Source organism: Trichloromonas sp., assembly GCF_041583255.1.
Taxonomy (GTDB): domain Bacteria; phylum Desulfobacterota; class Desulfuromonadia; order Desulfuromonadales; family Trichloromonadaceae; genus Trichloromonas.
Map to the genome: position 1 here is coordinate 1 of NZ_JBFHGD010000079.1, position 13,645 is coordinate 13,645.

12 protein-coding genes are annotated in these 13,645 nt (G+C 60.9%); 6 read left to right on the top strand and 6 right to left on the bottom strand.

From position 1 onward, the window contains the following. Positions 1 to 223 precede the first annotated feature (223 nt). Complete coding sequence (locus tag ABYV89_RS08150) at positions 224 to 2,758, bottom strand: helicase C-terminal domain-containing protein (protein WP_432822453.1); 2,535 nt, start codon at positions 2,756 to 2,758, stop codon at positions 224 to 226. Between the two features lie 175 nt (positions 2,759 to 2,933). On the opposite strand from ABYV89_RS08150, the gene ABYV89_RS08155 reads away from it, so the two are divergent. The 4 genes from ABYV89_RS08155 (at position 2,934) to ABYV89_RS08170 (ending at position 5,547) form a co-directional block, all read left to right on the top strand. Continuing rightward, positions 2,934 to 3,542 (top strand): hypothetical protein, encoded by a 609-nt coding sequence (locus ABYV89_RS08155; RefSeq protein WP_432822454.1) that lies wholly within the window; start codon positions 2,934 to 2,936, stop codon positions 3,540 to 3,542. A gap of 247 nt (positions 3,543 to 3,789) precedes the next feature. Continuing rightward, the gene (locus ABYV89_RS08160; protein ID WP_432822455.1) at positions 3,790 to 4,203 is read left to right on the top strand and encodes a DUF302 domain-containing protein; all 414 of its coding nucleotides are present in this window, start codon (positions 3,790 to 3,792) and stop codon (positions 4,201 to 4,203) included. 22 nt (positions 4,204 to 4,225) lie between these two features. Then, complete coding sequence (locus tag ABYV89_RS08165) at positions 4,226 to 5,218, top strand: arsenic resistance protein (RefSeq protein ID WP_432822456.1); 993 nt, start codon at positions 4,226 to 4,228, stop codon at positions 5,216 to 5,218. An 11-nt stretch (positions 5,219 to 5,229) separates the two neighbouring features. Then, entirely contained in the window at positions 5,230 to 5,547 is a 318-nt protein-coding gene (locus ABYV89_RS08170) for a DUF134 domain-containing protein (protein WP_432822457.1), read from the top strand. Positions 5,548 to 5,824: 277 nt separating this feature from the next. Here ABYV89_RS08170 and ABYV89_RS08175 read toward each other — a convergent pair whose 3' ends face one another. After that, positions 5,825 to 7,078 carry an HD-GYP domain-containing protein gene (locus tag ABYV89_RS08175; RefSeq protein WP_432822458.1) on the bottom strand — a complete coding sequence of 418 codons (1,254 nt, stop codon included), beginning with the start codon at positions 7,076 to 7,078 and terminating at the stop codon, positions 5,825 to 5,827. Between the two features lie 119 nt (positions 7,079 to 7,197). After that, entirely contained in the window at positions 7,198 to 7,545 is a 348-nt protein-coding gene (locus ABYV89_RS08180; protein WP_432822459.1) for a winged helix-turn-helix transcriptional regulator, read from the bottom strand. A 163-nt stretch (positions 7,546 to 7,708) separates the two neighbouring features. Here ABYV89_RS08180 and ABYV89_RS08185 point away from each other — a divergent pair, with 163 nt between their 5' ends. Together ABYV89_RS08185 and ABYV89_RS08190 are read left to right on the top strand one after the other, a co-directional pair. Then, positions 7,709 to 8,344, top strand: a complete 636-nt coding sequence (locus ABYV89_RS08185; protein ID WP_432822460.1) for a flavodoxin family protein — start codon at positions 7,709 to 7,711, stop codon at positions 8,342 to 8,344. A gap of 313 nt (positions 8,345 to 8,657) precedes the next feature. Further along, positions 8,658 to 10,349, top strand: coding sequence for a cation:proton antiporter domain-containing protein (locus ABYV89_RS08190; protein WP_432822461.1), 1,692 nt, complete (start codon positions 8,658 to 8,660; stop codon positions 10,347 to 10,349). 15 nt (positions 10,350 to 10,364) lie between these two features. Here the strand turns inward: ABYV89_RS08190 and ABYV89_RS08195 are convergent, their stop codons facing one another. The 3 genes from ABYV89_RS08195 to ABYV89_RS08205 all read right to left on the bottom strand — a co-directional run. Continuing rightward, the gene (locus ABYV89_RS08195; RefSeq protein WP_432822462.1) at positions 10,365 to 12,044 is read right to left on the bottom strand and encodes a potassium channel family protein; all 1,680 of its coding nucleotides are present in this window, start codon (positions 12,042 to 12,044) and stop codon (positions 10,365 to 10,367) included. A 343-nt stretch (positions 12,045 to 12,387) separates the two neighbouring features. Next, a complete protein-coding gene (locus tag ABYV89_RS08200; RefSeq protein WP_432822463.1) occupies positions 12,388 to 13,284 on the bottom strand; it encodes an SDR family oxidoreductase in 897 nt (298 codons plus the stop codon). Positions 13,285 to 13,332: 48 nt separating this feature from the next. Further along, positions 13,333 to 13,645 (bottom strand): RtcB family protein (locus ABYV89_RS08205; protein ID WP_432822464.1); only part of this gene is annotated, 313 nt, incomplete at its 5' end.

A 13,645-nucleotide genomic window follows, 5' to 3' on the forward strand; every position in this document is an offset into this window, starting at 1 on the left:
AAGGTTCCAGGCGATTTTCTCCTGATTGCGGGACAGGCCAAGGCGGGCTGGTTCGGAAGAACGCTCTAAGTTTACCACGATCGTGGCGATTGTGGTCAAGGGACAACATGGTTCTGTGGGGAAATAATGTCAGCCGAGGGCTGGGCCTTGCACCAAAAAGGCCGTCCCGGCGGGAGCGGCCGTCCTCGGAAGACTGCCGCGGGGCTTTGCGGGCGGCAGTTGTTCATCCTGGAATTTGCCCGTTGCGGAAAAACCGCTCCATGCTGGCCAGCACCTCTTCGGTCGGTGCGGTGACCACGGCGGCGTCGGGCAGCGAGCGCAAAAAAATCCGCCCGTAGCCCTTTTTCACCACTCTCGCATCGAGGATCAGCACCACCCCGCGATCGTCGCGATGACGAATCAGGCGGCCGAAGCCCTGCTTGAACTTGATGACCGCCTGCGGCACGGTGTATTCCATAAACGGGTCGCCGCCGGCCTGCTCGATCGCCTCGGCGCGGGCCTCGAGGACCGGTTCGGTCGGCACCTTGAAGGGCAGCCGGGTGATGATCACCTGTTCCAGCGCCCGTCCGGGAACATCGACCCCTTCCCAGAAGGAGTCGGTGCCGAAGAGTACGCTGGTCGGATCGGCGGTGAACTTCTTCAGCAGGCGGTGGCGGTTTTCTTCCCCCTGGCGCAGGCAGTGGTAGCCGCGGGCGCCGAGGATCGGGGCGATCTCGCCGTGCACCCGGCGCAGCAGCGAATAGGCGGTGAAGAGGACGAAGCTGCGGCCGTCGGCGGCGAGGACGGCCCGTTCGCTGAGGTCGCGAACCATCTCCGGGTAGCCGGTGCGCCCCGGTTCGGGGATATCGGTGGGGATCGCCACCAGTGTCTGGCGGGCGAAATCGAAGGGGGAGGCCAGCAGCAGTTCGGTGAGCCGCCCCGGTTCGCTGCGGTCGAGGCCGACCCGGTGTTCGAAGTAACTGAAGGATTGGCCGACCGCCAGGGTGGCGCTGGTCATAACCACCGATTTGAAGCGGTCATAAACCCCCTTTTTCAGGTTGTCGGCCACTTCCAGGGGGGCGGTGCAGAGTCGGGTGACAATACCGCTGCCGCGGCCGATGCGTCCCTTGCCCACTTCCAGCCAGGCGCAGGTGGCCGGCTCATCGGCGATGAAAAAGCTAAGATCGCCGGCGATTCCCTCCAGCCGTGCGGCGATGCCGCGCAGATCGGTGACGTGGCTGTGCAGCTTATCGTATACCTCTTCCGGGATGCGGCCGCATTCCTTGAATAATTCCCGCAGGCCTTTTCCCAGCAGGCCCGATTCCTTGGCCAGGGCGCGCACTTTTTGACAGATCGCGTCCCAGGTTTCGCTGCCGGCAAAAACGGGCACCACCCGGTGCTTGATCTCCTCCCGTTCGCTGATGTCTTTGCCGAGGGCCGCGGCCAGATCCTGGCCGATGCTTTCCAGGGCGGCAACCGAGCTCTCGGCCAGCGCCTGGCGGGCCACCATCAGGTCTTCGACCCGGCCGTGCAGGTCGCGGTAGAGCTGGTCTTCGCTGTCCGGCAGTTCCCGCGACAGGGCGTTTAAGAAACGCGGCAGCAAGCCCTTGTCCGGTTTGCGCGGATGGCGCAGCTTGTTGAGCATGCGGGCGAAGGCGAACCGGGTCACCTGGGATGAGAAAAAGTTGGTGGCGACATCCTCCAGGTGGTGAGCCTCGTCGAGGATGATGCGGTCGAAGGGGGGGAGGACGGCGACCGCCGAGTAGTTGTCGGTCTGCAGCCGCAGCGCCAGGTCTGACATCAGCAGGGCGTGGTTGACCACCAGCAGGTCGGCCTGGGCCGCCTGGCGGCGGGCCTTGTGAAAAAAACAGCCGGCGTAGTGCTGACAGCGCACCCGCGAACACTGGTCGATTTCGCAGCGCACCTCGTCCCAGACCTGGTCCTGCGGGATGAAGGGGAGTTCTTCCTTCGAGCCGTCGCTGCTGCCGGCGGCCCAGTCGCTGATGGCGCTCAGCTCGCCGGTCAGTTCGTCCTCGAACAGGCCCGGCTCGAGCCGGGCCCCTTCCGCCCGCCGCTTGCACAGGTAATTGCCCCGCCCCTTCACCAGCACGGCGCGGAACTCCAGGCCGGTGGCCCGTTTCAGAAAGGGGAGGTCCTTGCGGACCAGCTGTTCCTGCAGGTTGATGGTGTTGGTTGAAACGACCACCCGTTCTTCGTTGGCCAGGGCCCAGAGGATCGCCGGAACCAGGTAGGCGAGGCTCTTGCCGGTGCCGGTGCCGGCCTCGATCACCGCCAGCTTGCTGTTGTTGAAGGCTTCGCCGACGGCAAAGGCCATTCGCAGCTGCTCGGGGCGGTCCTCGTAGCCGGCCAGGGTGCGCGCCACCAGCCCCTCGGGGCCGAGGATGTCGCCGATCCGCTGGGGCTCGACCCGGTGTTCCTCATGAGGAGCAAAGGGCTCCACCACCCTGTACACATTTTCCACAGGGTTATCCACAATGTAGAAGCCGACGCCTAGGGAGCCTAACTGCGAGGCGATTTCAATGTCGGCGCCGGACGGTTGGAGCACCCCCGAGGGGTGATTGTGGATAACCACGTCGCCGTGGCGGCAGACCTGCAGTATCGCCGGCACCGCCCCGCTATTGCCACGGGCCAGCACCTCGGCGTCGCATACCCGCAGGTCGGCGTCGGTGCGACCGACGAAAAAGACCTCGTTTCCCCCCGCCGCCTCAATGGCATGGCGGAGCAGTAGACGGGCCTCGGAGGTGAAACTGTTGATCATGGGGTGCGGCTCCTTTGCAGCCGGCATTATAAGGGAGGGGGCGGCAAAAAGATAGGGCCGGTATTTTGTGCCCTCGCAATGAAACTTGCAAACTTTTTGATAATATGAAAGTCAGAGTAGGATCACTATTTACCGAAATGCACGGGCATTTCCATAACCATCAAGGAGAACTCCAATGACAGGGAAAACCAGTCAGCCAACCCTTCGTTTTCTCACGCTTCGTCTGCTGCTGCTGATCCTTTTGTCCGGGGTCGGTGCGGCCGTGGCCGGAGGGGATGTTGTTCATACCCGCTACAACATTCATGTGGAGAAAAAGCTGAAAAATAACGGCGAGGCGGTCTATAAATCCAGCTATGCCGGTTACGTCAGTCCGCCCTCCGGGGAGCATGTCATCCTGCCGCCCAATACCCGGATCCTCCCGATCAATAAGCACCGGCTCTTTACCAAGAACTTCTCTTTCGAGATCGTGGATCAGGGCATATCGGTGGTTTACGAATTCGACGCCAAGCGCATGGGAATGGATTATGACCAGTACATGACCATGATCACCTCGCCGCAACCGGTTTCCCTCGACGGGCTCAACGCCACCGACCGCAAAGGGGTCGCCGACGGCAAAGCCTATGTCGGCATGACCAAGCCGGGGGTCATGACGGCGCTGGGATATCCCGCGGTGCATAAAACGCCTTCGCCCGACAGCAATTCGTGGACCTACTGGAAGGATCGCTTCCGCACCATGCGGGTGGAATTCGACCAGGCTGGAAAGGTTTCACAGGTCATCGAGTGACAGTGGCCAGATTCAGGGCGGCTGTCTGACTCATATAGGCCGCCTGCACCATCGATCGACCGGCCCTTAAGCCAGGCCGATTGCTGGTTCGGCTTCCAGGAACGCCCCGCATTGCTGCGGGGCGTTCCTGGTTTGGGCCATGATGACTGATAATGTTGCAATAATGATTAATGTTATATATATTGACAAAACGATATTTGTGCCACTATTGTGCATATACACAAAACCTGCTATAGGGAGAAGAGTGATGACTCAGGCGCAGATTTACCGGGCCGCGACGACTAAGCCCCTTGCCGACTACGTGGCGGCCCTCGATGCGGCGGCGACCCGGCGGGGTTTTTCCATTCATAACCGTGCCCACATGGCGATGGCCGAGATGTACCAGGCGCAAAATCTGCCGATGCCGGCAGATTTCGACCTGCACATGGTCCAGGTCTGCAAGCCGGAAAAATCGTCGCTGAGCTTTCGGGCCAACATCGAACGGGCGCCGCTGATGCCCAAGTTCATCATGGTCTTCAGCAAGGACGGGGCCACCCAGGTGCGCTTCCTTGCCTACCGCAAAGAGTTGATCGCCGCCCTGGTCCCCGGCGATGCCCAGTTTCCCGAATCGCTGGTCCAGACCTACGCCGTCATCCGCGAGATGATCGACGAGGCCCTTTAATCTGCGCTGAAAGGATCGGCTGATGTGGAAATTTCTCGGGCTGCTCAATAGAAAGCTGATCCTGGCCATCCCGGCCATGATGGCTGCAGGATTCCTCTACGGGGTCGGGTTTCATTCCGGCTGGCTGAAAGGGTTGATCATCCCCTTCACCTTTCTGATGGTCTACCCGATGATGGTCACCCTGAAGATCCGCCAGGTCTTCGAAGGAGGGGACGGCAAGGCCCAGCTGCTGGCCCAGTTGGTCAATTTCGCCGTCATCCCCTTTGTCGCCTTCGCCTTCGGCCGGCTGTTCTTTCCCGACCGGCCCTACCTGGCTCTCGGGCTGCTGCTGGCGGCGCTGGTGCCGACCAGCGGCATGACCATCTCCTGGACCGGGTTCGCCAAGGGCAACCTGGCGGCGGCGGTGAAGATGACCGTCTTCGGCCTGGTGCTCGGTTCGCTGGCGACCCCCTTTTACGTGCAGGCGCTGCTGGGGGCGTCGGTCGCCATCGACATGGCGAAGGTGGTCAGCCAGATCGGCCTGATCGTCTTTCTGCCGATGGCCGCCGGCTACGCCACCCAGCAGGCGCTGGTCCGCCGCTACGGCCAGCAGGTCTTTGCCGACCGCCTGGCGCCGCGCTTTCCCGGGCTGTCGACGGTCGGCGTGCTCGGTATCGTCTTCATCGCCATGGCCCTCAAGGCCAAGGCGATCGCCGCGGCGCCGCAGATGCTGCTGGTGATTTTCGTGCCGCTGCTGCTGCTCTACCTCTTCAATTACCTGCTCAGCACCCTGCTCGGACGGCTGCTGCTGCCGCGCGGCGACGCCATCGCCATGGTCTACGGCACCGTCATGCGCAACCTCTCCATCGCCCTGGCGGTGGCGATCAACGCCTTTGGCCCGGCCGGTTCCGATGCGGCCCTGGTGATCAGCCTGGCCTACGTGATCCAGGTGCAGTCGGCGGCCTGGTACGTAAGATTCACCGATCGCGTCTTTGGTGAGGCAACCGCAAAAACTCCGGTCAGGGTGGCCGGCTAAAAGGAGGTCGAATGTCCCCACGCCCGAAAAAACCGCGCACCTGCTGCCCCCACCGCGCTCCCGGCAGCCTGGTATTCAAGCCGGCCGGCACGCCGCTGAAGGAGATGGAGCAGGTCATCCTGGAGCGGGACGAACTGGAGGCGCTGCGCCTGTGCGACGGGGAAGGGTTCAGCCAGCAGGACGCCGGCGAAAAGATGGGGATTTCCCGCGGGACCGTGCAGCGGCTGGTCAGCAGCGGCCGCAAGAAAATCATCGAGGCGCTGCTCGGCGGGCTGGCCCTGGTGGTGCTGGCGGACGAGCCGGCGTCGCAGAAAACCAGTCTGAACTGACAGCAGGATGCGGGGTTCTCTCAGGGCGGATCGCCGGGAAAAGTGAGCTGCGGCCGGATCAGGCCGCAGTTTTTCGCCAAAGGGTTTTATATGGGAAGCATGGACTACTCATCGAAGGTGATGGACCATTTCATCAACCCCCCGCAACGTGGGAATCATCGAGGACGCCAACGTGGTGGTGCAGGTCGGCGATCCCGGCTGCGGCGACGCCCTGCTGATCTTTCTCAGGATCGAGGATGACACGATTCGTGCTATGAAATACTCTCGGGCGATGAAATCAGTCGACGTATTGTTCCGAGACGGCAACGAAGTCCTGCTCGCGGGCGAGAAAGGCGTCAACCACGGCCGGGTCGAAATGCGCGCCGCGTTCTTCGAGGATGATCCGGCGGCATTCTTGGTGGGCAAAAGCTTCTTTGTAGTAGCGTTCGGAACGCAACGCATCATAGACGTCGGCCAGGGCCATGATCCGGGCGCTGAGGGGGATTTCGAGCTGCTTCAGACCGTGAGGATAGCCCTGGCCGTTCCATTTTTCGTGGTGATAGAGGATCAGTTCAATCGCACGGGACAGAAACGAGTGGAAGCTGAGTTTCGCTTCGGCCCGCTTGAGGATGGCGGCGCCGTCTTCGCAATGGCGCTGCATGGTTGCGAATTCTTCGTCGGTCAGTTTGCCGGGTTTGCGCAGGATCGCGTCGGAGACGCCAACCTTGCCGATGTCGTGCAGCGGCGCTGCCTTGACCATTTCGTCAATCACCGCAGGGGATAATTCAAGTTGGTATGTGGATGATCGGGCCAGTTCTTCGGCGAGAATCTGCAGGTAAAGGGTGGTTCTCTCCAGGTGGTAACCGGTCTGCAGGTCGTGAATTTCGGCCTGGTGGGCGAGGGCGAGAATGGTGACGTCCTGGGTTTCAATAAGCTGCTGAGATGCTTTTTTCTGGCGGCGATGGGCGTTCAGAAAAATACCGAACAGGGTCAGGTAGAGGATGGCTCCGGCGAACAGAACCGTGAGCCAGACCATCCGGTTGTTGCGGGCGATCTGGATGAACAGGTCGCGGTCCGACTCGTAGATTTCCACCACCCCGACAGTTTGTCCGTCTATCAATGCCGGGATATATATGGACAGTGCCTTTCCGTAGCCCTGGTCTCCCCGGTTTTCCCGTTCAGCCAAATTTTTGACCACGGCGCGGACTTCGCCTTGGATGGAGGCCTGGAAGTTTTTGTTTTCGGGGAATCTCTGGCCAATCTGTTCGGGGTTATTGCTCCAGAGTACGGTAGCGTCGGCGGCCCACACCTTAACCCGGAAGACCGTGCCGAAATGGGTGAGGTCGTTGAGAAACTGCTCCACCTCCGCAGGCAACGGATTGCCTGCCGGCGACTGAAAAAAATCGAGTATCTGAGGCTGGTTGCGGGTGATGTGTTTGACCAGGAAGGGGAACATGCCGATGTGCGAGCGAATCAGGTGGTCGGTCACCTGCCGTGAGATAGTGAAGCCCAGGGCGATGGAAACCGCCAGAACGACAGCGAAGATGATCATCGTATATTGGTAAATCAGGTTTTTTTTGTATCGTATGAGCATAATCAGTCGAGAGTCAAAATTAAGTTTCTCTTGCAGTCATTCTAATGAAATTGCAAGAAATGCACCACGACATCCGCTCAACCCTGCACATATCCCTGCCCCCAGTCGCACATCTGTTCCAGGATCGGGTAGATGCTCTTTCCCTTGTCGGTCAATGAATATTCAACCTTCGGCGGGACCTGGGGATAGACCTCCCGATGCACCAGGCCGTCGGCTTCCAGTTCGCGCAGCTGCTGGGTCAGCATCTTGCGAGTGGTGTCGCTGAACTGTCTTTGCAGTTCGGAAAAACGCATGGTTTCCTGCGCCAGATGCCAGAGGATCGAGGCCTTCCATTTGCCGCCGACTACAGCCAGGGTGACGTCGATGCCGCATTTGTAAACCTTTTCCCGGTAGACTATGTGACCCGTTGTTCCATTCGCGTGCATGTTCGCTCCCGTTTGTTGCCAGGTTACTAAAAGGGTACAACGTGCTTTAATGGGTACTACGTACCAGAAAAGTCCGTTATTGACGATATTTTTCTTATGGACGAATATAGCCAAAACGCGAGCTAAAGCAAAGAACCCATTTAAGGCAGAGGGAGGAAAGAAGATGAAGGTGGTGGCATTCAACGGCAGCCCCAACAGGGAGGGGAATACGTTTCAAGCGCTGAAAATGGTTACGGCCGAACTCGAGCGGGAGGGGATCGAGACCGAAATCGTCCAGGTCGGCATCAAGGAGATCAGAGGGTGCATCGCCTGCGGCATGTGCGCGAAGAACAAAAATGAACAGTGCGTGCTCCCTGGCGACGAGGTCAACGACTGGATCCAGAAGATGAAAGGGGCGGACGGAATTCTCCTCGGTTCCCCGGTCCATTTCTCGGCCATCGGCGGCGCCATGAAGTCGTTTCTCGACCGGGCCTTCTACGTGACCAGCATGAACAACAGTATGCTGCGGCACAAAGTCGGCGCGTCCGTGGTGGCGGTGCGGCGTTCCGGCGGCCTCCCTACGTTCGACCAACTGAACAATTATCTCTGTTACTCCGAGATGCTGCTGCCGACCTCCAACTACTGGAACGTCATCCATGGCACCCGTCCGGGAGAGGTGGTTCAGGATTCGGAAGGGGTGCAGATCATGCGGGTGCTGGGCAAAAACATGGCCTGGCTGATGAAACTGGTAGAAAACGGCAAGGGACGGGTGGCTCCGCCGGAAAAAGAGCCCAAAACCTACCTGAATTTCATTCACTGAACAACCCTCAGGGCCGGGGGTGGCCGGTTCCAGGTAATCCAGCAGTCCCAGTGCGAAACACGACGCCCCCGGTCACCAGGCCGGGGGCGTCGTATATTCAATCGGCGATAGTTTGCTGGACAGAGGTTCATCCTGATAAAAATCGCTTTGACGTGCCCGGTAAATCGTTTTCCTTTTTGGCAAAGATTCTCAGAACTGATAGACTTCACCGATATAGGCGGTCTGCCTGCTCAGGCTTTCCTGGCCGCTTTCTTCACGTTTGTATATGGGACGCATTTCCGCATCCGTTTCCTTTGGGCCCGCTGAGGTTGATATGGCATCGCTGTCGCACCAGGAAATAACCGCACTGCTGCTGGCGCTCGGGGTTCTGCTGGCCGGCGCCAGGGTTTTGGGGGAGTTGGCCCGGCACTTCAACCAGCCGGCGGTGCTCGGCGAAATCGTCGCCGGCATCCTGCTCGGACCGACGGTGCTGGGACAGTTGGCGCCCAAATTCAGCGCCTTTCTGTTCCCGGCTGCCGGGGGCGGGGCGCTGGCCCTCGACGGTCTGATGACGCTGGCGATCACCCTCTTTCTGCTGGTGGCGGGGATGGAGGTCGACCTGTCGACGGTCTGGCGGCAGGGGCGGCTGGCGCTGGTCGTCGGGTTGGCCGGAATCCTGATTCCCTTTGCCCTTGGCCTGGGCGGGGCCTGGTATTTTCCCGACCTGATGGGAGGAGACGCGGGCGGAGACCAGCTGATTTTCGCCCTCTTTATCGCCACGGCCCTGTCGATTTCGGCGCTCCCGGTGATCGCCCGCACCCTGATGGATCTCAACCTGTACCGCAGCGACCTGGGGATGACCATCATCGCCGCCGCGGTCTTCAATGACCTGGTCGGCTGGATTGTCTTCGCCGTCATCCTCGGCCTGATCGGGGTCGGCGGTGCGTCAGCGGGAATTGCGGCCACCATCGGGATGACGCTGGGATTTGCCGTCTTCATGCTGACTTTGGGGCGGGCCCTGATCCATCGGATCATCCCCTGGATTCATGCCCACGCCAGCTGGCCGGGGGGCGTGCTCGGCTTTGCCATGGTCCTGGCCCTGGTCTGCTCGGCCTTTACCGAGTGGGTCGGAGTGCACGCGATTTTCGGTTCCTTCCTGGCCGGGGTCGCCCTGGGCGATTCGGGTCATCTGCGCCAGCGGACCCGTGCCACCATCGCCCAGTTCGTTTCTTTCATCTTCGCCCCGCTCTTTTTCGCCGGCATCGGTCTGCGGGTCAATTTCATCGCCCATTTCGATCTTGGACTGGTCCTGCTGATCCTGGTCATCGCCTGTCTCGGCAAGGTAGTCGGCTGTGGTCTGGGGGGACGGCTGGCGGGGATGAGTGTGCGCGAATCCTGGGCGCTCGGCTTCGGCATGAACGCCCGCGGCGCCATGGAAATCATTCTCGGTCTGCTGGCCCTCGAATATGGACTGATCGGCGAGCCGCTCTTTGTCGCCCTGGTGGTGATGGCGCTGGTGACTTCGCTGATGAGCGGCCCGGCCATGCAGCGCATCCTGCGCCTGAAAAAACCCCGCTGCGTGGTTCGTTACCTGCGCCCCAAGGCCTACCTCCCCGCATTGAAGGCGACCGGTCGGCAGGAGGCGATTGTCGAGCTATCTCGTGCCCTGGCGCTGTCCGCCGGGCTCGACCCCGTCACGGTGACCGAGGCGGTGCTGGCCAGAGAAGCGCTGATGCCGACCGGGATCGGTCGCGGTATCGCGGTCCCCCATGCCCGCCTCGATGGACTGGCCGGGCCATTGGCCGGTGTGGGGATCTCTCGCGTCGGGATCGATTTCGACGCTCCCGACGGGTGCCCGGCGATGCTGCTTTTTCTGCTGCTGACGCCGAAGCAGGACGATGGCGTCCAGGTGGAACTGCTGGCCGATATCGCCCGGACCTTCCGCCAGCGGGATACCTTCGAGCAGTCGCTGCAGGCGAAAGGATTCACCGAGTTCATCGGTCTGCTCAAGAGCAACGACGAATAAGGCCCCGCAACAACCTCATCGGAACGCTTCGGTGAAATCCCGCCGCTGGGGTTCGTTCCCCAACATGACCAGTTCACAATCCGGCTCAAGGACTGTTGAGGCCGTCGCCGGGACGACTCCGCCCCCAGGCTGTCGCAGCGCCAGCACGTTAAGACCGGTCCGCGCCCGGATATGGCTATTCGTCAGGGTCTGTCCCGCCAGGCTCGCAGGCACAGGCACATAAAAGAGGTCGAAGCCCTCACCCAGGATCACTGACTCGCGACGCTGCAGCAGCGACATAACAGTTTCGGCTCCCAGGGACGCATAGCTCAACACAAAGTCGGCGCCGGCCCGGTGGATCGCTTCAATGTTGCGCTCGTGAGTGATGCGGCTGATCACCCGGATTTCCGGGTTAAGGCGACGACAGTACACCGCCAGGTAAATGTTCATGGCGTCATCATTCGTGGTCAGCAGCACGCTGGGGGCGTCGGCCAACCCAGCACCCATGAGCAGTTCCCGGTCAGCCGCGTCGCCGATGAACAGCTGGTCGGCGGCCCCCTGCAGAGATTTCTGCAGGGAAGCCTCGCGCTCGATCATGTGCACTGTCACGCCGCGACTCCGAAGGGTTTGGGTGGTGGCGCAGCCCACCTGCCCGCCGCCGATCACGAGCACCGGGTTGAAATTGGTGTTGTAGATCACCAGATAAGTGTCGAGACGGGTGATCTGTTCGCGGGATCCCATCACCACCGGAAAGCTCCCGTTAGCAAGGATGGTGTCGGGTGTAACCGGGACCATGCGCCCCCGCTCCCACACCGCCACCACGTTCAGGCCGAAGGCCTCCCTCAGTTGCACGTCCCGCAGGGAACGACCAACCAGCGGGGTGTTATGCACAGGAAACTCCGCGATCAGAAGATCTCCCATCCGCCCGACCACATGGCAGTGGAGGTGTCCGGCGTTGACACGGTTGGCGAGGTGTTCCCCCAGCCGGAGTTTGAGGGGCAGAACGTGATTGCTGCCGATCAATTCCAGCAGGTCGATGGACTGCTCGCGCTCCGCCACCGCAGCGATGGGCACTTGCGCAGAGAGGTCCCGAATCGTCAGGGTGATGTTGGTGTTGGTCGTATCGACGCAATTGGCGATCACCATCTTGGCCTGCGCCACCGCCACCGCCTCGTAGGTGCCCCGATCCTCAACACCTCCGGTGATCACTGGTACGCCATCAATGTGTAGTTGCGCGGCTTTGAGCGGATCCGGTTCGATCACAAAGTGGGTGATGCCGTGAAGACGCAACCGCGACAGCAACGCCGTAGCCAGACTGTCGAGGGCACACAGGATGACATGGCCTTGCGTGCCTGGGGGGACTGACCTGGGCGCATGAAACCGCATGCGGGACTCCATCCACGGTGCGTAGAAGAACCGGATGAATACGAACGGCAGCACGATCAGGAGCAGCACAACGCCGGTCAAAAGAACCACGATACTGAACAGGCGCCCCAGATCGCTATGAAAGGTGATGTCGCCGAACCCGAGGGTGGTCATGACCGTGAGAGCCCAGTAAACTCCCGTGACCCAGGAGTGCTCCTGTCCCTCGACGTGGTACATAATCAGGTGGAAGCCGATGGCAAAGAGCGCCACGGTTGCCACCAGCAGGAGCGAATAGCTTGCCAGGGCCCGGATATTGGGGCGAGCGCGTGCCGGGATAAGGAGAGACAACATTTGGCTCGTTAAAAACTTCATCGGGTATCCTTGCAGATATCGGTTAATCTTGAGAAACAGACTTTCACATGTCGGCCATATTGTACACTCAGAAAACCATATGTCTGTTATTAAAACACAGCCTCTCGGGTCTTTCTTCCCGGGTGAGACGGACAGGATATGAAAGAGGGAAAGGGTAAAGAGCAGGGCTCAGCATTGTCCGTGTTTGGCGGAGAGAACTGTTGGTGCGTCTTCCGTAGTCCTATAAAGCCTCTTTCCAATACAAATAACGGCCCTGCCTGAATGTCAGCAGGGCCGTTATTATTTGTTGATTCGGGTCTGTCTTTCAATTCGACAGCGGTAATCAGCTGCCCAAAATCCGCTGCAGCCCCTCTTCCAGCGAAATGGGGTCGAGGTCGAAGGCGTCGCTCCAGGGTTTCGGGTCGCATTCGTTGCCTTCGAGCAGCATGGTCAGCTGGCTCGAGGTGATGGGGAAGGCGGGAACCGATTCGAGCAGGGAGACGAGCGGTTTCATCAGGAGCAGGGGCTGGTGGATTTTGCAGACCTTCTCCTTGCCGAGGGCCTGGCCGAAGGCATCGAGCATTTCATCGTAGGAATAGCTCTTCGAGCCGCCGCAGTGATAGGCCTGGCCGGCCGATTCCGGCTGTTGCAGGGCGGCGACGAACCCCTTGGCCACATCCTCCACGGCCACCGGGGTCATACGGTAGCGGCCGTCGCCGAAGACCGGGACCACCGGCAGCTTGCGGATCAGGCTCGCGATCATGGTGACGAACTCGCCGCCTGCGCCGAAGATCAGCGAGGGGCGGAAGATGGTCCAGTCGAGCGTTGAGGCGCGCACCAGTTCTTCGGCCTGCCACTTGGTCTGGTGGTAGGCCGAGACGGCATTCTCCCGGCTGCCGTTGGCGCTCATGTGCAGAAACCGCCTTACCCCCTGGGCGTGGGCCGCCTCGAGCAGGTTGCGGGTGGCCTCGACATGCAGCTTGGCAAAGGTGATGCCGCGGGCAGGGAGTTCGCGGATGATGCCAACCAGGTGGATGGCGGCCTCGCAGCCTTCGAGGGCGCCGCCGAGCGAGGCGGGGTCGGTCGCGTCGCCGCTGCGGATTTCGAGCTGGGGATGGCTCGGCAATTTCTTTTCGCTGCCGGGGCGCACCAGGCAGCGCACGCTGTGGCCGGCCTCTAGCAGCTGCTTCAGGACCTCGTGGCCGACGAAGCCGGTGCTCCCGGTAAGAAAGACTCTCATCTTAGACCTCCTGTCTTAACGCATAGCATATGTTTCATCCTCGAATACCTAACCCTTGATTACCGCGAGCGGCCGCAGGCGGGCGACGATTTTGCCGATGCCGGCTTGCTGCACCACGTTGACCACGTCGGCGACATCCTTGTACGCTTCGGAAATCTCCTCGGCCACCGTGGCCCGCCCGGCGGCGCGAATCAGAATTCCCTGGGCCGCCAGTTCGGCCTCGATATTGTGGCCGCGGGCGGCTTTTTTTGCGGCGTGGCGCGACATCACCCGGCCGGCGCCGTGACAGGTCGAACCGAAAGTTTCGTTCATGGCGGCTTGTGTTCCCACCAGCACGTAGGAATAGCGGCCCATGTCGCCG

Coding starts and splice junctions, on each gene's coding strand:
- ABYV89_RS08150 (WP_432822453.1), bottom strand. CDS start 2,758: ATGATCAACAGTTTCACCTCCGAGGCCCGTCTACTGCTCCGCCATGCC.
- ABYV89_RS08155 (WP_432822454.1), top strand. CDS start 2,934: ATGACAGGGAAAACCAGTCAGCCAACCCTTCGTTTTCTCACGCTTCGT.
- ABYV89_RS08160 (WP_432822455.1), top strand. CDS start 3,790: ATGACTCAGGCGCAGATTTACCGGGCCGCGACGACTAAGCCCCTTGCC.
- ABYV89_RS08165 (WP_432822456.1), top strand. CDS start 4,226: ATGTGGAAATTTCTCGGGCTGCTCAATAGAAAGCTGATCCTGGCCATC.
- ABYV89_RS08170 (WP_432822457.1), top strand. CDS start 5,230: ATGTCCCCACGCCCGAAAAAACCGCGCACCTGCTGCCCCCACCGCGCT.
- ABYV89_RS08175 (WP_432822458.1), bottom strand. CDS start 7,078: ATGATCATCTTCGCTGTCGTTCTGGCGGTTTCCATCGCCCTGGGCTTC.
- ABYV89_RS08180 (WP_432822459.1), bottom strand. CDS start 7,545: ATGCACGCGAATGGAACAACGGGTCACATAGTCTACCGGGAAAAGGTT.
- ABYV89_RS08185 (WP_432822460.1), top strand. CDS start 7,709: ATGAAGGTGGTGGCATTCAACGGCAGCCCCAACAGGGAGGGGAATACG.
- ABYV89_RS08190 (WP_432822461.1), top strand. CDS start 8,658: ATGGCATCGCTGTCGCACCAGGAAATAACCGCACTGCTGCTGGCGCTC.
- ABYV89_RS08195 (WP_432822462.1), bottom strand. CDS start 12,044: ATGTTGTCTCTCCTTATCCCGGCACGCGCTCGCCCCAATATCCGGGCC.
- ABYV89_RS08200 (WP_432822463.1), bottom strand. CDS start 13,284: ATGAGAGTCTTTCTTACCGGGAGCACCGGCTTCGTCGGCCACGAGGTC.